This window comes from Pseudomonas sp. GW821-FHT09E04 (assembly GCF_059416185.1).
Genome location: NZ_JBWKOR010000002.1, coordinates 565,685 through 587,779 on the forward strand (window position 1 = coordinate 565,685; position 22,095 = coordinate 587,779).

Consider the following 22,095-nt stretch of genomic DNA (forward strand, 5'->3'; position numbering starts at 1 on the left):
TACAAAATCCATTGTCGTTATCTTGGGTCAGACGCTTAGAACGTCTGGCCGAGGGAGAATTGGAACACTTGAGTTTCAGCGTTATCCGGTTTCTTGATCGGTGTGGCCAACGCGAAGCTCAAAGGACCCAGTGCGGTAACCCAGGTCACGCCGACACCGACGGAACTGGCCATGTTGCTCAGGCTGATGTCGTTGCACTTGGTGCTGGACTTCGAGCCATCGGCGTTCACAGTATCCTTGCACTGCGAGTCAAACACGTTACCCACATCCCAGAATACCGAAGTACGCAGGGAGCGCTGATCCTTGACGAATGGCAGCGGGAACAGAACCTCGACACCGCCCTGAATCAGGACGTTACCACCGAACGGAAGCGGATCCTGGTCCGGGTCTGCCAAGGTGCCAGGGTTGGTACCCTTGCTTGGCGTACTGCGTGGACCGAGGGTGCTGTCCTTGAAGCCACGTACCGAGTTGAAACCACCAGCATAGTAGTTTTCGTAGAATGGCAAGCCATCAGTCGAACCATAACCGTCGCCGTAACCCAGTTCGGTATGCAGACGCAGTGTGTAGTTCTCGGTGATCGGCTGGAACAGCTGGCCACGGTAATCAAGCTTGTAGAACGACAGGTCGCTGCCAGGAATGGTCGATTCCAGGGTCAGACTCTGGGAACGGCCACGGGTTGGCAACACGCCTTTGTTCAGGGTGGATTCGGACCAGCCGGCCGACGCCTTGAAGTTCAGGTATTGGTCGCCTTCCTTCTTGACGAAGTCGAAAATCTCGTCAACGGTGTAAGTACCGGTCTTGATCTTGTCCTGCTGAGCGGACAGACCGAAGGTCAGACGCGAAGTCTCGCTGATCGGGTAGCCAACGTTCACACCGGCACCCAGGCTGTCTACCGCATAACTTGCTACGTCGACGTCGAGGTCTTTGTAGTCGGTGGTGCGATAGAACGCGTTGTAACCCAGGCTCACGCCATCGGCGGTCCAGTAGGGGTCAACGTAGCCGAAGTTGTAGCGGCTCTGGTATTCGCTTCGGGTCAGACCGACGCTGACGCGGTTACCAGTACCCAGGAAGTTGTTCTGGGTGATCGAACCACCGAGGATCAGACCGGCGCTCTGGGCGAAACCGACGCTGGCGGTGATCGAGCCGGAAGCCTGCTCTTCAACGCTGTAGTTCACGTCAACCTGGTCGTCGACACCCGGAACGGCCGGAGTTTCAACGTTGACTTCTTTGAAGAAGCCCAGACGCTCCAGACGGGTCTTGGACTGGTCGATCAGGTAGGTCGAAGCCCAGCCACCTTCCATCTGACGCATTTCACGGCGCAGCACTTCGTCTTCGGACTTGGTGTTGCCACGGAAGTTGATGCGGTTGACGTAGGCACGCTTGCCTGGATCGACAGCGAACAGGATGTCCACGGTGTGGTCATCATCGTGCGGCTGCGGAACACCGTTGACGTTGGCGAAGGTGTAGCCCTCGTTACCCAGACGACGAGTGATCAGTTCCGAGGTGGTAGTCATCAGCTTGCGCGAGAACACCTGGCCTTTCTGCACCAGCAACAGCGACTTGACCTGATCCTCAGGGACTTTCAGGTCACCGCTGAGCTTGACGTCACGAACGGTGTACTTCTCGCCTTCGGTCACGTTGACGGTGATGTAGACGTGTTTCTTGTCCGGGGTGATGGACACCTGGGTCGAAGCGATATCCATGTTGATATAGCCGCGGTCCAGGTAGTAGGAACGCAGACGCTCCAGGTCACCGGAAAGCTTTTCACGGGCGTACTTGTCGTCGTTTTTGAAGAACGACAGCCAGTTGGTGGTTTTCAGTTCGAACAGGTCGGTCAGGTCTTCTTCAGGGAAAACCGTGTTGCCCACCACGTTGATGTGCTGAATGGCAGCTACGGTGCCTTCGTTGATCTTCACTTTCAGGCCGACACGGTTACGCGGCTGCGATACCACTTCGGTATCGACGGTGGCCGAGTAACGACCTTGCGCGACGTACTGACGTTGCAGCTCGTTACGCACGCCTTCGAGGGTCGCGCGCTGGAAGATCTCGCCTTCGGACAGACCGGATTGCTTGAGGCCTTTCATCAGGTCTTCGGTGGAGATCGCCTTGTTGCCTTCGATCTCGATGCTGGCGACCGATGGACGTTCGACGACAGTGATCACCAGAACGTTGCCTTCGCGGCCCAGCTGGATATCTTGAAAGAAACCGGTTTTGAACAACGCACGAGTGGATTCCACCAGGCGACGATCATCCGCCTGCTCGCCGACGTTCAACGGCAAGGCACCAAAGACGCTACCCGCGGAGACCCGCTGGAGGCCATTGACGCGAATATCAGAGATAGTGAAGGACTCGGCGTGAACTTCGGCGATCATCAATACGGTGAGAACCGCAGTTAGCAGCAGACGTTTCATGAAGTCCTTTCTTATTCCAACTGGCAATAAACAAACTGCCGCAAAATGCGGCAGATTCGCAATTCAGCGAAGCGTTACAGTCGACCCAGATCGTTGACCAGAGCAAGCAACATCACCCCGACCACCAAACTGATACCGATCTGTATCCCCCAACCTTGCACCCGATCCGACAAGGGACGACCACGCGCCCACTCGATCAGATAAAACAACAAATGCCCCCCATCCAGTACAGGAATGGGCAGCAAATTCAGAACCCCCAGGCTAATACTCAGATAAGCAAGGAAATTCAGGAAATCAGCGACACCCGACTGGGCAGAAGCGCCCGCCACTTTAGCAATGGTTATCGGTCCACTCAAGTTTTTTACCGAGAGCTCGCCGAACAGCATTTTCTTCAGTGAATCCAGCGTCAGGACACTCATGGTCCAGGTACGCCGGGCACCCTCGCCAATCGCGGCCAAAGGACCGTAACTGACCTCGCGGATCATCTCCGGCGGCCAGTCGACAGCTTTCACTCCCGCCCCCAGATAACCACTTGGCGATTTGCTCTCGCCGCGCGCAGCCAGGGTCACAGGGACGTCGATTTGAGCACCGTCGCGCTCAACGTGCAGCATGATTTTGGTATCAGGACGCGTACGAACGGTGTCGACCACTTGCTGCCAGTCATCCAGTGCCTTGCCATCCAGCGCCAGCAGACGGTCGCCGGTTTTCAGCCCGGCTGCCTGAGCCGGGCCTTTCGGATCGAGTTCAGCGAGAATCGGCGGCAATGCCGGACGCCACGGGCGAATACCCAAGGAGCGAATCGGATCCGGCTCGTCGGCACCCTTCAGCCAGTGATCGAGTGCAAGTTCACGTGGCGAATCGGCCGTGGAGCCCTGCTCGCGCACCAGCACCTGCAAGGAACCACTTTCCCCCAGACGACGCACCAATTGCAGATTGACCGCAGCCCAGCCAGAAGTCGGCTCGCCGTCGATGGCAATGATTTCCTGGCCCGCACTCAGCCCGGCCTTTGCCGCGAGACTGCCGGACTCGACCGCACCGATGACCGGACGCACCTGTTCGCTGCCCAGCATGGCCAGCACCCAGAAGAACACCATGGCCAGCAGGAAGTTGGCGACCGGGCCAGCTGCAACGATGGCAATACGCTGACGAACGGACTTGCGATTGAAGGATTGATGAAGCTGATCAGCGGGCACTTCGCCTTCACGCTCGTCGAGCATCTTGACGTAGCCACCCAGCGGAATGGCCGCGACAACAAACTCGGTACCCTGCTTGTCATGCCAGCGCAGTAATGGCATGCCGAAGCCTACGGAAAAGCGCAAAACCTTGACGCCACAGCGACGCGCGACCCAGAAGTGGCCGAATTCGTGAAAGGTGACCAGCACACCCAAGGCGATCAGGGTGCCGGCAATCATATAGAGCGCGCTCATCTACTTTCTCCGCAATCCTGTTCTATGCCGCGTGGAGCCTGTACCGCAGGGTCTATCGACCGTGACGGGTCAACCATTGCCCGGCCAGAGCGCGTGCTGCCGCGTCCGCCGTGAACACCGCATCGAGATCATTCAGAGCAACCACTGGCTCGAGATTCAACACTTCCTCGATGATACTCGCGATTTCCAGGTAGCGAACCCGCCCGTCGAGAAACGCTGCCACTGCCACTTCATTCGCGGCATTGAGCATGGCCGGAGCACTGTTGCCGGCCTCAGCCGCCTGACGCGCAAGTCGCAGACACGGGAAGCGCTCTTCATCGGGCGCTTCGAAGTCCAGGCGCGCGATGGCAAACAGGTCCAATGGCGCCACGCCGGAATCGATGCGCTCAGGCCAGGCCAGCGCATTGGCGATCGGGGTGCGCATGTCGGGATTGCCCAACTGCGCCAGCACCGAGCCGTCCACGTAATCAACCAGAGAATGAATCACGCTCTGTGGATGGATCACCACTTCGACTTGCGACGGCCTGGCATCAAATAACCAGCAGGCCTCGATCAATTCGAGGCCCTTGTTCATCATGCTGGCCGAATCCACGGAAATCTTGCGGCCCATGGACCAGTTCGGATGAGCACAGGCCTGGTCGGGTGAAACATGCACCAGTTCGGCCATCGGCGTCTGCCGGAAAGGACCGCCGGAGGCTGTCAGCAAAATCCGACGTACGCCGACAGTACTCAAGCCACGGGCAAAATCCTGCGGCATGCACTGGAAAATCGCATTGTGCTCGCTGTCGATTGGCAGCAGGACCGAACCGCTCTTGCGCACAGCGTCCATGAACAAGGCGCCGGACATCACCAGCGCCTCCTTGTTGGCCAGGAGGATCTTCTTGCCTGCCTCGACCGCCGCAAGGGTCGGACGCAGACCGGCGGCGCCGACGATGGCAGCCATTACGGCATCCACCTCAGGGGCAGCCGCGACCTGACACAGGCCCTCCTCCCCCACCAGCACCCGAGTCGACAGCCCCGCGGCACGCAAGTCGTCCTGCAAGCCACGAGCGGCGCCGACTTCCGGCACTACAGCAAACTGAGGGACATGGCGCACGCACAAGGCAAACAGCTCACTGAGACGAGTAAAGCCGCTCAGTGCAAAAACCTGATATCGCTCAGGGTGACGAGCAATGACATCGAGGGTGCTCAGACCGATCGAGCCGGTTGCCCCCAGCACGGTAATCTGCTGCGGGCGACTCACGGCGCAGCCATCCACAGCAACACCGCGAATACCGGGATCGCCGCTGTCAGACTGTCAATGCGATCCAGTACGCCGCCATGACCAGGCAGCAGATTACTGCTGTCCTTGATGCCGGACTGGCGCTTGAACATGCTTTCCGTCAGATCGCCCACCACCGAGATGAACACGATCAGCGCAGCGCCGATCAAACCCTTGAACAACTGCGCCACCGTCCAGTCACGAAACAGAGCGACCAGCGTGGTGATCACCAGGCTCAGCGCCAGACCGCCATACACGCCTTCCCAGCTCTTGCCCGGGCTGACTTGCGGGGCCAGCTTGCGCTTGCCGAAAGCGCGGCCGGAGAAATAGGCACCGATATCGGCGCCCCAGACCAGCACCATCACTGCCATGATCAGCCAGTTGCCCAGCGGGTATTGCTTGATCTGGACCAGCCCTTGCCAGGCCGGCAGCAGAATCAACAAACCGATCACCAGTTTGCTGGCGGCGCTGGCCCAGCGCTCACTGGAGCGCGGATAGGTCAGCACCAGCCAGGTCGCCACCGCCCACCAGATCACCGAGGCGCCGAGCACCCAAGGCGCCAGCCCCGGCAGGATGTACATGACGAACAACATCAGCGCGACCACTGCCGCATAACCGACGCGGAACGATTGCGCAGTAAAGCCGGCCAGGCGCGCCCATTCCCAGGCACCCAGACTCACGACCAGCCCGATGAACAGCGCAAAACCGGAACCCTCGAGCAGGAAAAACCCGCCCAGGGCGATCGGCAGCAGGATCAGCGCAGTGATGATTCGTTGTTTAAGCATTAAACCCGGGCTCCAGCTTCGATCTGCTCGCTCGTTTTACCGAAACGACGCTGACGCGAAGCGAAATCGGCCAGCGCAATACGCATGGCATCGTGTTTGAAGTCCGGCCAGAACAGGTCGGAGAAGTACAACTCGGCATAGGCCAGTTGCCACAGCAAGAAGTTGCTGATGCGGTGCTCGCCGCCAGTGCGGATGCACAGATCCGGCAGCGGCAGGTCACCGGTCGCCAGACAGGTTTGCAACAGATCCGGCGTGATGTCTTCCGGACGCAGATGCCCGGCCTGAACCTCACGAGCCAGACGCTGCGCCGCTTGCGCGATATCCCACTGACCGCCGTAGTTGGCAGCGATCTGCAGGACAAAACGATTGGCGCCCGCGGTCATGGCCTCGGCTTCGCGCATGGCAGCTTGAAGCTCGGGATGGAAACGCGAGCGGTCGCCAATGATGCGCAGACTGATGTTGTTGTCGTTGAGGCGCTTGGCCTCACGACGCAATGCCTTGAAGAACAGATCCATCAAGGCACTGACCTCATCGGCCGGGCGCTGCCAGTTCTCACTGGAAAAGGCGAACAGGGTCAGCACCTCGACCCCGGCCTCGGCACACACCTCGATCACCGCCCGAACAGCGTCCACGCCCGCTTTATGCCCGGCGACACCCGGCATAAAGCGTTTTTTCGCCCAGCGATTGTTGCCATCCATGATGATCGCGACATGGCGCGGCACCGCGGACGGCGCAGTCTGCTTGGTCTTATCCATTTAAAGCTCGACCCTTATACGGCCATCAGGTCTTTTTCTTTCTCTGCCAGCTTCGCGTCGATTTCAGCCACGAACTTCTTGGTCAGGTCGTCGATTTCGCCAGTGGCACGACGTTCTTCGTCTTCACTGATTTCTTTCTCTTTAACCAGATCCTTCAGCGAGCTGTTGGCATCGCGACGAATGTTGCGCACGGCAACACGAGCATCTTCAGCCACGTCACGCGCCTGCTTGGTGAAACCACGACGGGTTTCTTCAGTCAGGGCCGGCATGCTGATCAGCAGCAGTTCACCGAGGTTGGTCGGGTTCAGGTTCAGACCCGCGCTACCAATCGCCTTGTCGACAGCACCGAGCATGTTGCGCTCGAACGCAACCACTTGCAGGGTACGGGCGTCCTTGACGGTGATGTTGGCCACTTGCTTGATCGGGGTATCGGAACCGTAGTACGGAACCATTACGCCCTCCAGGATGCTTGGGTGCGCTTGACCGGTACGAATGCGGCCGAAGTTGTGAGCCAGAGACTCGACGGACTTCGTCATGCGCTCTTTAGCGTCTTTCTTGATTTCGTTGATCATTGTTGACCTTCCTCGATCAGGGTGCCTTCAGCGCCGCCATGGACGATGTTCAGCAGGGCACCAGGCTTGTTCATGTTGAATACGCGCAGCGGCATCTTGTGGTCGCGGCACAGGCAGATGGCCGTCAGATCCATTACACCCAGCTTGCGATCCAGTACTTCATCATAAGTCAGATGATCGAACTTCTCGGCATGCGGGTCTTTGAACGGGTCGGCAGTGTAGACGCCGTCGACCTTGGTCGCCTTGAGCACGACGTCCGCATCGATTTCGATTGCGCGCAGGCAGGCTGCCGAATCCGTGGTAAAGAACGGATTGCCGGTACCGGCCGCGAAAATCACCACGTCCTTGGAGTTCAGGTGACGCATGGCCTTGCGACGATCATAGTGATCGGTCACACCGACCATGGAGATGGCCGACATCACGATGGCCGAGATATTGGCACGTTCCAGCGCATCGCGCATGGCCAGGGCGTTCATCACAGTGGCCAGCATGCCCATGTGGTCGCCCGTGACCCGATCCATGCCGGCCTTGCTCAGCGCTTCACCGCGGAACAGGTTGCCGCCACCGATCACCAGACCGACCTGAACACCGATACCGACCAACTGGCCGACTTCCAGCGCCATGCGATCCAGCACTTTCGGATCAATCCCGAACTCTTCCGAGCCCATCAGGGCCTCGCCGCTAAGCTTGAGTAGAATGCGTTTATAGCGAGCCTGATAACCACTGCCCTGCTGAGCCATTGCGAATCTCTCCTGCGGCGTATTTAAAAATTCTTTGCGAGCTGTTTACAGCTGGCGTTCACTCTAGCTTGGCGCTGCTTCAGCGCCATCGGAACATGGCTTTGTAAGTCAGTTCCAAGGGGAAACCAATTAAAAATTGGTAACCCTATCTGAAAAGAGGCTGCGCGCGTGAGCGGGCAGCCTCTTTCGGGCGACAGTTGAAAAACCGTCTTATTGCTTGGCGGCAGCCAGCTGGGCAGCAACTTCTTCAGCGAAGTTGTCGACCGGCTTCTCGATGCCTTCGCCTACTTTGAAGTAGGTGAAGGAAACGATTTCAGCACCGGCTTTCTTGGCCAGATCGCCAACCTTGACTTCAGGGTTCTTGACGAACGCCTGCTCAACCAGGCTCGCTTCTGCCAGGAACTTGCTGATACGGCCTTTGACCATGTTCTCAACAATGTTTTCTGGCTTGCCTTTGATCTTCTCTTCGTTCAGCTGCAGGAACACAGCCTTCTCGCGCTCGATCGCTTCGTCGGAGACTTGCGAAGGCAGCAGGAACTCAGGGTTGCTTGCAGCAACGTGCATCGCGATGTCTTTGGCCAGCTCGACGTCACCGCCTTTCAGGACAACAGCAACACCGATCTTGTTACCGTGCAGGTAGGTGCCGACAACGTCACCCTCTACGCGTACCAGACGACGGATGTTGACGTTCTCGCCAACTTTGGCAACCAGAGCTTCACGAGCCGATTCCTGAGCGGCGATCAGCGGAGCTGCGTCGGTCAGTTTTTCGTCGAAGGCTTTTTCTACGCTGGCAGCAACGAAGTTTTTGAAGTCGTCTTGCAGGGCCAGGAAGTCGGTCTGCGAGTTGACTTCCAGCAGTACGGCTGCCTTGTCGTTCGACTTGATGGCGATTGCGCCTTCAGCGGCAACGTTGCCAGCTTTCTTGGCAGCCTTGATCGCGCCCGAAGCACGCATGTCATCAATGGCTTTTTCGATGTCGCCGTCAGCCTTTTCCAGGGCTTTCTTGCAATCCATCATGCCTTCGCCGGTACGCTCGCGCAGTTCTTTAACCAACGCTGCAGTAATTGCTGCCATTTTCAAATTCCTCTTGGATAGGTTTTCAACCATTCCACCCGATCGAACGGGCGTTCAATTCTTCCCGAGCCACCTTGTAGCCGCTGCACGTTACAAATGCTGTAGCTGCGCTGCCGACAAGTTGGTTTTCGAGGTGGCAAAAAGGGGGCCAAGCCCCCTTTTTGCTTACTGAGTCAACGCCAGGGCGTCAATTACTCAGCTGCAGCCTGAGTTTCTTCAGCTGCGAACTCAACAGTACCGCCAGCAACGTTGTTGCGACCGCGGATTACTGCGTCAGCCATCGAACCCATGTACAGCTGGATAGCGCGGATTGCGTCATCGTTGCCTGGGATGATGTAGTCAACGCCTTCCGGGCTGCTGTTGGTATCGACAACGCCGATGACCGGGATGCCCAGCTTGTTGGCTTCGGTGATCGCGATGCGCTCGTGGTCAACGTCGATCACGAACAGTGCGTCTGGCAGACCGCCCATGTCCTTGATGCCGCCCAGGGAGCGATCCAGCTTCTCAAGATCACGGGAGCGCATCAGCGCTTCTTTCTTGGTCAGCTTGGCGAAAGTACCGTCTTCGGCTTGTACTTCAAGGTCACGCAGACGCTTGATGGAAGCACGGATGGTTTTGAAGTTGGTCAGCATGCCGCCCAACCAGCGGTGATCGACGTACGGCGAACCGCAACGTGCTGCTTCTTCAGCAACGATCTTGCCAGCGGAACGCTTGGTGCCGACGAACAGAATCTTGTTTTTGCCCTGGGCCAGACGCTCTACGAAAGTCAGAGCTTCGTTGAACATTGGCAGGGTTTTTTCAAGGTTGATGATGTGAATCTTGTTACGCGCGCCGAAAATGTATTTACCCATTTTCGGGTTCCAGTAACGGGTTTGGTGACCGAAGTGCACACCGGCCTTCAGCATATCGCGCATGTTGACTTGGGACATGATAGTTCCTTGATAAGTCGGGTTGGGCCTCCACGTATCCCAATGACCAACCCCTGATCCGAGGATCAAAGGCACCCAGGTCATCGTGTCGACACGTGTGTGGGTTAATGCTCCCGGAGCTATCCCCGGAAAGCGGCGCATTTTATATCACAGGAAGGGCGCAAACGGAACCCGGAATCTGTAATCGCGTCAGGGACATGGGCGCCAGCCCCTTGGAATCGCCCTGCCGCGCACTATTGTATAGGTCGAAGCGATGCACGCAGGCGCGGATTTGCGCCTTTGGTCTGTTAGAATCGCGTTTTTCAGGGCCACCAGGCGAAAACCGCCGCCCTGCCCGTATCAACAAGCGCCGCCGAGCGCAGAGAGAGCCTGTATGACCGTCACCCTCAAAACCCCCGAGGACATCGCCGCCATGCGTGTCGCCGGCAAACTGGCCGCCGATGTGCTGGAAATGATTGCCGAACACGTCAAGCCGGGCGTGACCACCGATGAGCTGAACCAGATCTGCCACGACTACATTGTCGACGTGCAGAAGGCCATCCCTGCCCCGCTCAACTACAAGGGCTACCCGAAGTCGATCTGCACCTCGATCAACCACGTGGTCTGCCACGGCATCCCGAACGACAAGCCACTGAAAAACGGCGACACCCTGAACATCGATGTCACCGTAATCAAGGACGGCTACCACGGCGACACCAGCCGCATGTTCCACGTCGGCACCGTGCCGGTCTGGGCCGAGCGCCTGTCCCAGGTCACCCAGGAATGCATGTACAAGGCGATCGAGATCGTCAAACCCGGCTGCCGTCTCGGCGACATCGGCGAGATCATCCAGAAGCACGCTGAAAAGAACGGCTTCTCCGTGGTGCGCGAGTTCTGCGGTCACGGCATCGGCAAGGTGTTCCACGAAGAGCCGCAGATCCTGCACTACGGCCGCGCAGGCACCGGCATGGAACTGAAGGCCGGCATGACCTTCACCATCGAACCGATGATCAACCAGGGCAAGGCCGACACCAAGGTACTGGGCGACGGCTGGACCGCGATCACCAAGGATCGCAAGCTGTCGGCACAGTGGGAACACACTTTGCTTGTCACCGACACCGGCTATGAGATCTTCACCCTGCGCAGCGATGACACGATCCCGCGCGTATCGGCCTGATCCCGACACCGCTCCCAGCCTATAGAAGGAAAGCCAATCGATGCCGCAGGTGGATCCCGAACTCTTCGACCGCGGCCAGTTCCAGGCTGAACTGGCCCTGAAAGCGAGCCCTATCGCCGCCTTCAAGAAGGCGATCCGCCAGGCCCGCGAAGTGCTCGACGCACGTTTTCGCAGCGGCCGCGACATCCGGCGACTGATCGAGGATCGCGCCTGGTTCGTCGACAACATCCTGCAAAAGGCCTGGGACCAGTTCAACTGGAGCGAAGACGCCGACATCGCGCTGGTCGCGGTCGGCGGCTACGGTCGCGGTGAGTTGCACCCCTATTCCGATATCGACCTGCTGATCCTGCTGGACAGCGCCGATCACGAAATCTTCCGCGATTCCATCGAGCGTTTTCTCACACTGTTGTGGGACATCGGCCTGGAAGTCGGTCAGAGCGTTCGTTCGGTGGACGAGTGCGCCGAAGAGGCCCGCGCCGACCTGACGGTGGTCACCAACCTGATGGAAAGCCGCACCATCTGCGGCCCCGAGCGTCTGCGCCAGCGCATGCTCGATGTCACCAGCACCGCCCATATGTGGCCGGCCAAGGAGTTCTTCCTGGCCAAGCGCGCCGAGCAGAAGGCCCGCCACCACAAGTACAACGACACCGAATACAACCTGGAACCCAACGTCAAAGGCTCGCCCGGCGGACTACGGGATATTCAGACGATTCTGTGGGTTGCCCGTCGCCAGTACGGCACCCTGAACCTGCGCGCCCTGGCAGGCGAAGGCTTCCTGGTCGAGAGCGAAAACGCACTGCTGGCGTCGTCCCAGGAATTCCTGTGGAAAGTGCGCTATGCCCTGCACATGCTGGCCGGCCGCTCCGAAGACCGCCTGCTGTTCGATCATCAACGCACCATTGCGGGGCTGCTGGGGTTTGAAGGTGACGACGCCAAGCAGGCCGTCGAAAACTTCATGCAGCAGTATTTCCGCGTGGTGATGAGCATCGCCCAGCTCAGCGACCTGATCATCCAGCACTTCGAGGAAGTCATCCTCGCACCGGAAGACGAAGCGCCACCGCAGCCGATCAACTCGCGCTTCCAGCTGCACGACGGTTACATCGAGGCACGCAACGACAACGTGTTCCGCCGTACGCCGTTCGCCATGCTCGAGATCTTCGTGCTGATGGCTCAGCAGCCGGAAATCAAAGGCGTGCGCGCCGACACCATTCGTCTGCTGCGGGAAAACCGTCACCTGATCGACGACAACTTTCGCAACGACATCCGCAATACCAGCCTGTTCATCGAACTGTTCAAGTGCAAGATCGGCATCCACCGCAACCTGCGGCGAATGAACCGCTACGGCATTCTCGGGCGCTACCTGCCGGAGTTCGGCTTCATCGTCGGGCAGATGCAGCACGACCTGTTCCACATCTATACGGTCGATGCGCACACGCTGAATCTGATCAAGCACCTGCGTAAATTGCAGTACACCCAGGTGTCGGAGAAATTCCCGCTGGCCGCCAAGCTCATGGCCAAGCTGCCCAAGCCCGAACTCATCTACATGGCAGGCCTGTATCACGACATCGGCAAGGGCCGGCATGGCGACCACTCGGAGATCGGCGCGGTCGATGCCGAGGCGTTCTGTCAGCGCCACCAACTGCCGGTGTGGGACAGCCGCCTGATCGTCTGGCTGGTGCAAAATCACCTGGTGATGTCGACCACCGCCCAGCGCAAGGATTTGTCCGACCCGCAGGTGATCCATGACTTCGCCCTGGCGGTCGGTGATGAAACCCGTCTGGATTACCTGTACGTGCTGACCGTGGCCGACATCAACGCGACCAACCCGACCCTGTGGAACTCCTGGCGCGCGAGCCTGTTGCGCCAGCTCTACACCGAGACCAAGCGCGCCCTGCGCCGCGGACTGGAAAACCCGGTGGATCGCGAAGAACAGATCCGCCAGACCCAGAGCGCAGCGCTGGATATTCTGGTGCGCGGTGGCACCGATCCGGACGATGTCGAGCAGTTGTGGGCGCAACTGGGCGATGACTATTTCCTGCGCCACACTGCCGGCGACGTGGCCTGGCACAGCGATGCGATTCTCCAGCAGCCGGCCGACGGCGGGCCGCTGGTGCTGATCAAGGAAACCACCCAGCGCGAATTCGAGGGTGGCACGCAGATCTTCATTTATGCGCCGGACCAGCACGACTTCTTCGCTGTGACCGTGGCCGCGATGGACCAGCTCAACCTGAACATTCACGACGCCCGGGTCATCACCTCCAGCAGCCAGTTCACCCTCGACACCTACATCGTGCTCGATACGGAAGGCGAATCCATCGGCGACAATCCGACCCGGGTCAAACAGATTCGCGACGGCCTGACCGAAGCCCTGCGCAACCCGGACGATTACCCGACCATCATCCAGCGTCGGGTGCCGCGCCAGCTCAAGCACTTTGCGTTCGCACCACAAGTGACGATCCACAACGACGCCCAGCGTCCGGTGACGGTGCTGGAACTCACCGCACCCGACCGTCCGGGCCTGCTGGCACGGATCGGCGGGATTTTCCTGGAGTTCGATCTGTCGCTGCAGAACGCCAAGATCGCCACCCTGGGCGAGCGGGTGGAAGACGTGTTCTTCATCACCGACGCCCACAATCAGCCGCTGTCCGACCCGCTGCTGTGCAGCCGTTTGCAGGATGCCATCGTCGAGCAGCTCAGCGTCAATCAGGAACCCGATATCAAACTGTCGCGTATCAGCATTTGACTGAGCGCCCGGATTCAACCGCTTTGCACGAGACCCAGCACCGATGAACAACGCTCTGACCCAGTTGCAGCCCTACCCGTTCGAAAAGCTCCGCGCCCTGCTCGGCAGCGTCACGCCGAACCCGGACAAGCGCCCGATCGCGCTGTCCATCGGTGAGCCGAAACACCGTTCGCCAAGCTTTGTCGCCGAGGCGCTGGCCAACAATCTGGATCAGATGGCGGTGTACCCGACCACCCTCGGCATCCCGGCCCTACGCGAAGCTATTGCCGCCTGGTGCGAACGTCGCTTCAACGTACCGGGCGGCTGGATCGATCCGGCGCGCAATGTGCTGCCGGTCAACGGCACCCGTGAAGCGCTGTTCGCCTTCACCCAGACCGTGGTCAACCGTGGTGACGACGCGCTGGTGGTCAGCCCGAACCCGTTCTATCAGATCTACGAAGGTGCGGCGTTCCTCGCCGGCGCCAAGCCGCACTACCTGCCATGCCTGGATGAAAACGGCTTCAACCCGGACTTCGACGCGGTGTCGCCGGAGATCTGGAAACGCTGCCAGATCCTGTTCCTGTGCTCGCCAGGCAACCCGACCGGCGCGCTGATTCCGGTCGACGTCCTGAAAAAGCTGATCGCCCTGGCCGACGAGTACGACTTCGTGATCGCCGCCGACGAGTGCTACAGCGAGCTGTACTTCGACGAGCAAACGCCACCGCCGGGCCTGCTCAGCGCTTGCGCCGAACTGGGGCGCAAGGACTTCAAGCGTTGCGTGGTGTTCCACAGCCTGTCCAAGCGTTCGAATCTACCGGGCCTGCGCTCCGGTTTCGTTGCCGGCGACGCCGATATCCTCAAGGGCTTCCTGCTGTATCGCACTTACCACGGCTGCGCGATGCCGGTTCAGACGCAACTGGCCAGCGTTGCCGCGTGGAACGATGAAGTGCATGTACGCGCCAACCGTGCGCTGTATCGCGAGAAGTTCGACGCCGTGCTGGCGATCCTGAGCCCAGTGATGGATGTGCAGCGTCCGGACGGCAGCTTCTACCTGTGGCCGAACGTGCAAGGCGATGACGCAGCGTTCTGCCGGGACCTGTTTGCCGAAGAACACGTGACCGTGGTGCCGGGTTCGTACCTGTCCCGGGATGTCGACGGGGTCAACCCCGGTGCCGGTCGTGTACGCATGGCGCTGGTTGCGCCGCTGGCGGAATGCGTGGAAGCGGCCGAACGCATCCGCGATTTCGTCCTGCGCCACAAGTAATGCCTGAACGCCCGCGCCGGGCAATCCGGCACGGGCGCCTCATACAACAAGTTACAGATCCTCCAACTATTTACCCCACTTGCCGTCCGGCCAGACGTTAGTCTTGAGCCGCGCATATCTCTGCGCCTAAAACGAACTCAAGACTTTAACTTCAAGGAAGAAGTGAACATGAACAACCTGCTGGATTGCCAACTTATTCAATGGCCCGATGATCAAGCTGCGTACACGGCGGCCATCAATGAAAACCCCACCAATGCAGGCGCAAATACTGGCACCCGACGCAAACGTTCCGTCATTGACTATTCAAAGCTATGGGCCAACGGCCGAACCTTGAAAGTGGCTTTCATGGATTCACCCGATACCGATCACAAGAACAGGATTATCGCTGCGGCCAGGCAATGGCTGCCGTACATCAACCTGAAGTTTGAATTTGTCGACAATTTGAAAGGCGACATCCGTATTGCAACAAAGAACAATGACAACAGCTCGATGCTGGGCACCGATGCCCTGTTGATCCACCCCGACCATCCCACCATGAACCTGGGGGTCAAACCGGAACATGAAGACTTCGAGGTGATCGTGATCCACGAATTCGGCCACGCATTGGGTGCGATGCACGAACATCAGCACCCCAAGGCCAATATTCCGTGGGATAAGCCGAAGGTGTACGAGTTCTACAAGAACCGTGAAATGAACCCGCTGACCGAGGAACAGGTCGACAGGAACCTGTTCGCATCCTTCGACACACTGGACGCGATCTATACCTCCTACGACCGAAAATCGATCATGCATCACCCGGTGGCAAACACATTGACAGTGGGTAACTGGGAGGTGCCGATCAACCGCAAGATCAGCAAGAAAGACAAACGTCTGATGAGATTGCTCTATCCCAAGTAACGCTTTTCCTATTTGACCTGCCCCAGATTCGCCTCACTCAAATCCAGCTCGCCCAACACTTCACGCAGCACGTCATCGCCAATCTGGTGCTGACGGCTGAGGCTGTACAACTCAAGGCGTTGCGCGCGCAGCGCCTTGAGACGCAAGCGGCGCTCAAGCAGATCCATCTGGAATGCCAGCGCCTGGGCTTCAGCCGAATCGTTGAACACCTCCAGTTGATGGCGATACTCGGACATGATCCGCGCCTTGAGCTCCGCCGACAGTGCCGCTTGCGCAGCATCCTGTGGGTTGACCTCCTCGACTTCCAGCGCGTGGATCGCCGCTTCGGCGGTCTTGCGCCAGGCGTCACGGACTTCCTGGCGGCGTTTGTCGTCGGGGCTTTTCTGGATTCCGCGCAGCAGCAACGGCAAGGCGATGCAGGCTGCAACCAGCGACATCAGAATCACCCCGGCGGCGATGAAGATCAGCAAATCACGCTCGGGAAACGCCTCGCTGCCCATCAGCATCGGCACCGACATCACGCCCGCCAGGGTCACCGCACCGCGCACACCGCCGACGGTCAGCAGCCAGCAGGACCGGGCAGTCGGCACTTGTGTCAACTCACCCTTGCCGCGCAAGCGACGCAGCAGCACCGACAGGCGCCAGATGCTTTGCACCCAGATGAAACGCAACAGCACCAGCGCCAGGAAAATCGCCACCACGTCGAGGCAGCGGTAGAACAGCGTCGGCCACAACGAGGTTTCGTGGCTGACCACAGCCTTGATGATGTCCGGCAATTGCAGGCCGAGCAGCAGGAAAATCAAACCGTTGAAGGCGAACTCCAGCAACGACCAGACGCTGCGGTTGAGCAAACGGGTGCTGGTCTGGCGCGGCAGCAGATCGAGCCAGCTCTGCATCATCCCCGCCGCCACCGCCGAAAGAATGCCCGAGGCGCCGAGCCGTTCGGCCAACACGTAAGCGGCAAACGGCAGCAGCAACATGAACACCACGTGGGTCGCCGGGTCGTCCCAGCCCCGGGCGATCATCCATGCTCGCAATCGGCCGACCAGCCAACTGAGTGCCACACCGACCGCCAACCCGCCGACCGCCACCAGCACGAACGTCAGACTGGCGTTGGCCAAGGAAAACGCGCCAGTGACCGCCGCCACCAGGGCGAACTTGAACGTCACCAGGCCCGAGGCATCGTTCATCAGCGCTTCGCCTTGCAGCATGTGCATCAACGGCGTCGGCAAGCGGTTCTGCGAAATGGCCGACACCGCCACGGCATCCGTCGGCGACAACACCGCCGCCAGCGCGAACGCCACCGGCAATGGAATCGTCGGCAGTAGCCAATGAATGAAGTAGCCGGCACCGACCACGGTAAACAGCACCAACCCGACCGCCAGCGTCAGCACCGGCCCGCGCAGACGCCACAATTCGCGCTTGGGCATGCGCCAGCCATCGGAAAACAGCAGCGGCGGCAGGAACAGAAACAGGAACAGCTCGGGATCCAGAGCCACGTGCAGGCCGAGAGTCGGCCAGGCCAGCAAAGCCCCGGCGGCGATCTGTACCAGCGGCAGCGGCAACGGGATGACCCGTCCGACCAGACGCGAAACACTGACCAGCATCAGCAGGATCAGGACCGTATAAGCGGTTTGCATAAAGCGGAAATCTCAGACAATCGACAGCGTTGAACTGCCATATTAGCCGCTTAGGCTGTGGCTGACCGTTGCACCTATGTCGCAGCCCCCGTCCGGGAAATCAACCTCGGCCGCCGCGAAACGGTTTGGTCATGGCATAATCCGACACCATTTTTCTCCAGCACCTGTAAAGGGGGCGATTCCTTGACCGTTTCAAGCAAAACGTTGCACCTTTTCGGCATCAAAGCCTGCGACACCATGAAAAAGGCACGCACCTGGCTCGATGAACACGCTGTCAGCTACGACTTCCACGATTACAAAACCGCCGGCATCGACCGTGAACACCTGACCCAATGGTGTGACGAACACGGCTGGCAAACGGTGTTGAACCGCGCAGGCACGACCTTTCGCAAACTCGACGACGAACGCAAAGCCGATCTCGACCAGTCGAAAGCCATCGAACTGATGCTCGCTCAACCCTCGATGATCAAGCGCCCGGTGCTCGATCTCGGTGACCGAACCCTGATTGGCTTCAAGCCAGATATCTACGCGGCCGCCCTCAAGTAAGCAGCCCGTCACTTTTTGCAGAGGTATTCACATGTCCAATTCCCTGTTCAGTATTGCCTTCGGCGTCGGCACCCAGAACCGTCAAGGCGCATGGCTGGAAGTGTTCTACGCTCAGCCGCTGCTCAATCCTTCGGCCGAGCTGGTCGCCGCTGTTGCACCGATCCTCGGTTACACCGAAGGCAACCAGGCCATCACCTTCACCACCGCACAAGCCGCCCAACTGGCTGAAGCCGTGAAAGGCATCGACGCGGTACAAGGCAAGCTGCTGACCCGCCTGGCCGAAAGCCACAAGCCGCTGGTCGCCACCCTGCTGGCCGAAGACGTGCAACTGACTTCCACGCCTGAGGCTTACCTCAAGCTGCACCTGCTGTCCCATCGTCTGGTCAAGCCGCACGGCGTGAGCCTGGCCGGGATCTTCCCGCTGCTGCCAAACGTTGCCTGGACCAGCCAGGGCGCGATCGACCTGAGCGAACTGGCCGAGCTGCAACTCGAAGCCCGTCTGCGCGGCGAGCTGCTGGAAGTGTTCTCGGTGGACAAGTTCCCGAAAATGACCGACTACGTGGTTCCGGCCGGCGTGCGTATCGCTGACGCCGCACGTCTGCGTCTGGGCGCCTACGTGGGCGAAGGCACCACCGTGATGCACGAAGGTTTCATCAACTTCAACGCCGGTACCGAAGGCCCGGGCATGATCGAAGGCCGCGTCTCCGCTGGCGTGTTCGTCGGCAAGGGTTCGGACCTGGGCGGCGGCTGCTCGACCATGGGCACCCTGTCGGGCGGCGGCAACATCGTGATCAAGGTCGGCGAAGGCTGCCTGATCGGCGCCAACGCCGGTATCGGTATCCCGTTGGGCGACCGCAACACCGTCGAGTCGGGCCTGTACGTGACCGCCGGCACCAAGGTGGCGCTGCTGGACGAGCACAACAACCTGGTCAAAGTGGTCAAGGCCCGTGAACTGGCCGGTCAGACCGACCTGCTGTTCCGTCGCAATTCGGAAACCGGTGCCGTGGAATGCAAGACCCACAAATCGGCGATCGAACTGAACGAAGCGCTGCACGCTCACAACTAAGCGCCGCGTAATCCTTCTGTGGGAGCGGGCTTGCTCGCTTCCACAGGGTTTGGCGTACACCCGCCCAAGTTCACCAGGGCTCGAAAGCATGATGATTCCCTCCCCCTGGCGCGCCGATTTCCCGGCCATCGCCGCCCTGCAACGGCAAGACCAGACCTATCTGGACAACGCCGCCACCACGCAAAAACCCCAGGCCCTGCTCGACGCGCTGGCGCATTACTACGCCAATGGCGCAGCCAACGTGCATCGTGCCCAGCATCTGCCCGGCGCCCATGCCACGCAGGCGTTCGAGGACAGTCGCCTGAAGGTTGCCCAGTGGCTGAATGCCGGTGACAGCGGGCAGATCATCTTCACCCACGGCGCCACCAGCGCGCTGAATCTCCTGGCTTACGGCCTGGAACATCTTTACCATCCGGGCGATGAAATTGTCATCAGCGCCCTGGAGCATCACGCCAACCTGCTGCCTTGGCAGCAACTGGCACAACGTCGCGACCTCAAACTGGTGATCCTGCCGCTGGACGATGATGGGGTGATCGACCTCGCCGCCGCTGTGCACCTGATCGGCCCGCGTACCCGGTTGCTGGCGGTCAGCCAGTTGTCCAACGTGCTCGGAGCCTGGCAACCCTTGCCGGCATTGCTGGCGATGGCCAAGGCGCAAAACGCGCTGACCGTGGTCGATGGCGCTCAAGGCGTGGTCCATGGTCGGCATGACGTGCAGGCCCTGGGTTGCGACTTTTACGTATTTTCCAGCCACAAGCTGTACGGTCCCGATGGCCTTGGCGTGCTGTTCGGGCGCAACGAAGCGCTCGAGCGACTGCGCCCATGGCAGTTCGGTGGCGAGATGGTGCTGGAAGCCAATTACCACGACGCGCGCTTCCGCCCTGCCCCGCTGGGCTTCGAGGCGGGCACACCGCCGATTGCCAGCGTGATCGGCCTTGGCGCGACCCTCGACTACCTCGCCGGTCTGGATCTGGACGCCGTAGCCGCCCACGAAGCCGCGCTGCACGATTACCTGTTGCGTGGCCTCGCCGCCCGCAATGGCATCCGTCTGCTGGGCAAGCCACAACTGGCGCTGGCCAGTTTTGTCGTCGAAGGCGTGCATAACGCCGATCTGGCGCATTTGCTGACTGAACAGGGCATTGCCGTACGTGCCGGGCACCACTGCGCGATGCCGCTGCTCAAACGCTTTGAGCTGGCCGGCGCGATTCGTGTGTCGCTGGCGCTGTACAACGATTCCGAGGATCTGGAGCGGTTCTTTGAAGCGCTGGATCAGGCACTGGAGTTGTTGCGATGAGCCTGCCGGCCGAGGCCACCGAAGCCCTGCAAACATTTCAGAACGCCGCCGGCTGGGAACAACGGGCGCGGCTGTTGATGCAGTTCGGGGATCGTCTGCCGCCGTTGAGCGATGCGGACAAGTGTGATGCCAACCGGGTGCATGGCTGCGAAAGCCAGGTGTGGCTGGTCGGCGAGTTACGCGACGGTCACTGGCAGTTCGCGGCGAGCAGCGATGCGCGGATGATTCGCGGGTTGGTGGCGTTGTTGCTGCTGCGGGTCAACGGTCTGACCGCCGGCGAGTTGCAGCAGGTCGATCTGCCGGACTGGTTCAATCAGCTGGGGCTGTCGCGACAGTTGTCGCCGTCGCGCAGCAATGGCCTGAATGCCGTACTGCAGCGGATGCGTGAACTCGCCCCTGACTGATCGTTCCCACGCTCTGCGTGGGAATGCAGCCCGGGACGCTCTGCGTCCCATGCCGAAGCGGACGCGGAGCGTCCGTTGAGGCATTCCCACGCGGAGCGTGGGAACGATCAGTCAGGCGGGTTTCACTCGATCCGCCGGGCGCCGGACGCCCGCCACAATCTTGTCCACCGCCTTGGTCGCCGCGACCATGCCGAACGTCGCCGTCACCATCATCACCGCGCCAAACCCACCGGCGCAGTCCAGCTTCACGCCGTCGCCGACAAAACTCTTTTGCAGGCAGATGCTGCCGTCCGGTTTCGGATAACGCAGCTGTTCGGTGGAGAACACGCACGGCACGCTGTAGTGACGGGTCACGGTGCGCGAGAAGCCGTAGTCGCGGCGCAACGTAGAACGCACTTTCGAGGCCAGTGGATCGTTGAAGGTGCGGTTGAGATCGCAGACCTGAATCAGCGTCGGATCGATCTGCCCGCCGGCACCGCCGGTGGTGATGATCTGGATCTTGCGGCGTTTGCACCAGGCAATCAGCGCCGCTTTGGCGTTGACCGCATCGATGCAGTCGATCACGCAGTCGATGTTCGGCGTGATGTATTCGGCCATGGTGTCGCGGGTGACGAAGTCCGCCACGGCGTGCACCTTGCAGTCCGGGTTGATCCCGCGCAGACGCTCGGCCATCACCTCGACCTTGGGTTTGCCGACCGTGCTGTCCAGCGCGTGCAGTTGCCGGTTGGCGTTGCTGACGCAGACATCGTCGAGGTCGAACAGCGAAATCTCGCCCACCCCGCAACGGGCCATGGCTTCCGCCGCCCAGGAACCGACGCCGCCAACGCCGACAATCGCCACGTGGGCGGCGCGCAAACGCGCCATCCCCTCAACGCCATACAAACGGGCGATGCCTGCAAACCGCGGATCTTCTGTACTCATGACCATTACCCCAAAAACCGGCGCGCATTATAGGGCCGTCGGCGGCCAAGAGCATCTTTGCGCTATGAACGGTGAGCCTGCCTGCTTTAATTAAAGCTGCACGTAACAAAGATTTGCCTTACATGCTGAAACGAAAGAACTTAAGTCGGGTTGGATTGCCCAACGTCCGGCATTTCCCTGTCTGTTGTAGGACTCGGCGAACTGCCGGTGTAGGATGCGCGCCCTCAGGCG

At 60.0% G+C, this 22,095-nt stretch carries 19 protein-coding genes; 8 read left to right on the forward strand and 11 right to left on the reverse strand.

Annotation, left to right across the window (positions count from 1 at the left end; genetic code table 11):
* Positions 1 to 35: 35 nt before the first annotated feature.
* The 9 genes from bamA to rpsB form a co-directional block, all read right to left on the reverse strand.
* Positions 36 to 2,411 (reverse strand): outer membrane protein assembly factor BamA, encoded by a 2,376-nt coding sequence (bamA, locus tag AC07N4_RS09065; RefSeq protein WP_096819622.1) that lies wholly within the window; start codon positions 2,409 to 2,411, stop codon positions 36 to 38.
* A 74-nt stretch (positions 2,412 to 2,485) separates the two neighbouring features.
* The gene (rseP, locus tag AC07N4_RS09070) at positions 2,486 to 3,838 is read right to left on the reverse strand and encodes a sigma E protease regulator RseP (protein WP_493065360.1); all 1,353 of its coding nucleotides are present in this window, start codon (positions 3,836 to 3,838) and stop codon (positions 2,486 to 2,488) included.
* Positions 3,839 to 3,890: 52 nt separating this feature from the next.
* On the reverse strand, positions 3,891 to 5,081 hold the full coding sequence (gene ispC, locus AC07N4_RS09075) for a 1-deoxy-D-xylulose-5-phosphate reductoisomerase (RefSeq protein ID WP_493065359.1): 1,191 nt from the start codon (positions 5,079 to 5,081) through the stop codon (positions 3,891 to 3,893).
* Positions 5,078 to 5,884: a phosphatidate cytidylyltransferase gene (locus AC07N4_RS09080; RefSeq protein ID WP_096819625.1), complete on the reverse strand. Its 807-nt coding sequence runs from the start codon at positions 5,882 to 5,884 to the stop codon at positions 5,078 to 5,080. Before AC07N4_RS09080 ends, ispC begins: the two co-directional genes overlap by 4 nt.
* Entirely contained in the window at positions 5,884 to 6,639 is a 756-nt protein-coding gene (gene uppS, locus AC07N4_RS09085) for a polyprenyl diphosphate synthase (RefSeq protein WP_096819626.1), read from the reverse strand. Before uppS ends, AC07N4_RS09080 begins: the two co-directional genes overlap by 1 nt.
* Positions 6,640 to 6,653: 14 nt before the next feature.
* Entirely contained in the window at positions 6,654 to 7,211 is a 558-nt protein-coding gene (gene frr / locus AC07N4_RS09090) for a ribosome recycling factor (RefSeq protein ID WP_096819627.1), read from the reverse strand.
* Positions 7,208 to 7,951: a UMP kinase gene (pyrH, locus tag AC07N4_RS09095; RefSeq protein WP_003222124.1), complete on the reverse strand. Its 744-nt coding sequence runs from the start codon at positions 7,949 to 7,951 to the stop codon at positions 7,208 to 7,210. Before pyrH ends, frr begins: the two co-directional genes overlap by 4 nt.
* 210 nt (positions 7,952 to 8,161) lie before the next feature.
* A complete protein-coding gene (gene tsf, locus AC07N4_RS09100) occupies positions 8,162 to 9,025 on the reverse strand; it encodes a translation elongation factor Ts (protein ID WP_096819628.1) in 864 nt (287 codons plus the stop codon).
* A 191-nt stretch (positions 9,026 to 9,216) separates the two neighbouring features.
* Positions 9,217 to 9,954 (reverse strand): 30S ribosomal protein S2, encoded by a 738-nt coding sequence (rpsB, locus tag AC07N4_RS09105; RefSeq protein ID WP_003222119.1) that lies wholly within the window; start codon positions 9,952 to 9,954, stop codon positions 9,217 to 9,219.
* A 373-nt stretch (positions 9,955 to 10,327) separates the two neighbouring features.
* Here rpsB and map point away from each other — a divergent pair, with 373 nt between their 5' ends.
* The 4 genes from map to AC07N4_RS09125 all read left to right on the forward strand — a co-directional run bounded on the left by map (position 10,328) and on the right by AC07N4_RS09125 (position 15,993).
* Positions 10,328 to 11,110: a type I methionyl aminopeptidase gene (gene map / locus AC07N4_RS09110; RefSeq protein ID WP_096819629.1), complete on the forward strand. Its 783-nt coding sequence runs from the start codon at positions 10,328 to 10,330 to the stop codon at positions 11,108 to 11,110.
* Positions 11,111 to 11,150: 40 nt separating this feature from the next.
* Positions 11,151 to 13,853 carry a [protein-PII] uridylyltransferase gene (locus tag AC07N4_RS09115; RefSeq protein WP_096819630.1) on the forward strand — a complete coding sequence of 901 codons (2,703 nt, stop codon included), beginning with the start codon at positions 11,151 to 11,153 and terminating at the stop codon, positions 13,851 to 13,853.
* Positions 13,854 to 13,896: 43 nt separating this feature from the next.
* Positions 13,897 to 15,096, forward strand: a complete 1,200-nt coding sequence (gene dapC, locus AC07N4_RS09120; RefSeq protein WP_102621427.1) for a succinyldiaminopimelate transaminase — start codon at positions 13,897 to 13,899, stop codon at positions 15,094 to 15,096.
* 168 nt (positions 15,097 to 15,264) lie between these two features.
* The gene (locus AC07N4_RS09125; protein WP_493065358.1) at positions 15,265 to 15,993 is read left to right on the forward strand and encodes a M12 family metallopeptidase; all 729 of its coding nucleotides are present in this window, start codon (positions 15,265 to 15,267) and stop codon (positions 15,991 to 15,993) included.
* Positions 15,994 to 16,001: 8 nt separating this feature from the next.
* On the opposite strand, the gene AC07N4_RS09130 is transcribed toward AC07N4_RS09125, so the two are convergent.
* Positions 16,002 to 17,633 (reverse strand): Na+/H+ antiporter, encoded by a 1,632-nt coding sequence (locus tag AC07N4_RS09130; protein ID WP_085729801.1) that lies wholly within the window; start codon positions 17,631 to 17,633, stop codon positions 16,002 to 16,004.
* Positions 17,634 to 17,816: 183 nt separating this feature from the next.
* Here AC07N4_RS09130 and AC07N4_RS09135 point away from each other — a divergent pair, with 183 nt between their 5' ends.
* From AC07N4_RS09135 to AC07N4_RS09150, 4 genes are all read left to right on the forward strand, one after another.
* Positions 17,817 to 18,179, forward strand: coding sequence for an ArsC family reductase (locus AC07N4_RS09135; protein ID WP_003222107.1), 363 nt, complete (start codon positions 17,817 to 17,819; stop codon positions 18,177 to 18,179).
* 31 nt (positions 18,180 to 18,210) lie between these two features.
* Complete coding sequence (gene dapD, locus AC07N4_RS09140) at positions 18,211 to 19,245, forward strand: 2,3,4,5-tetrahydropyridine-2,6-dicarboxylate N-succinyltransferase (RefSeq protein ID WP_493065357.1); 1,035 nt, start codon at positions 18,211 to 18,213, stop codon at positions 19,243 to 19,245.
* 88 nt (positions 19,246 to 19,333) lie between these two features.
* Positions 19,334 to 20,539 (forward strand): aminotransferase class V-fold PLP-dependent enzyme, encoded by a 1,206-nt coding sequence (locus AC07N4_RS09145; RefSeq protein WP_493065356.1) that lies wholly within the window; start codon positions 19,334 to 19,336, stop codon positions 20,537 to 20,539.
* A complete protein-coding gene (locus AC07N4_RS09150; RefSeq protein ID WP_493065355.1) occupies positions 20,536 to 20,943 on the forward strand; it encodes a SufE family protein in 408 nt (135 codons plus the stop codon). Before AC07N4_RS09145 ends, AC07N4_RS09150 begins: the two co-directional genes overlap by 4 nt.
* Positions 20,944 to 21,054: 111 nt before the next feature.
* Here the strand turns inward: AC07N4_RS09150 and tcdA are convergent, their stop codons facing one another.
* Positions 21,055 to 21,870 carry a tRNA cyclic N6-threonylcarbamoyladenosine(37) synthase TcdA gene (gene tcdA / locus AC07N4_RS09155; protein WP_493065354.1) on the reverse strand — a complete coding sequence of 272 codons (816 nt, stop codon included), beginning with the start codon at positions 21,868 to 21,870 and terminating at the stop codon, positions 21,055 to 21,057.
* Positions 21,871 to 22,095: the final 225 nt, after the last annotated feature.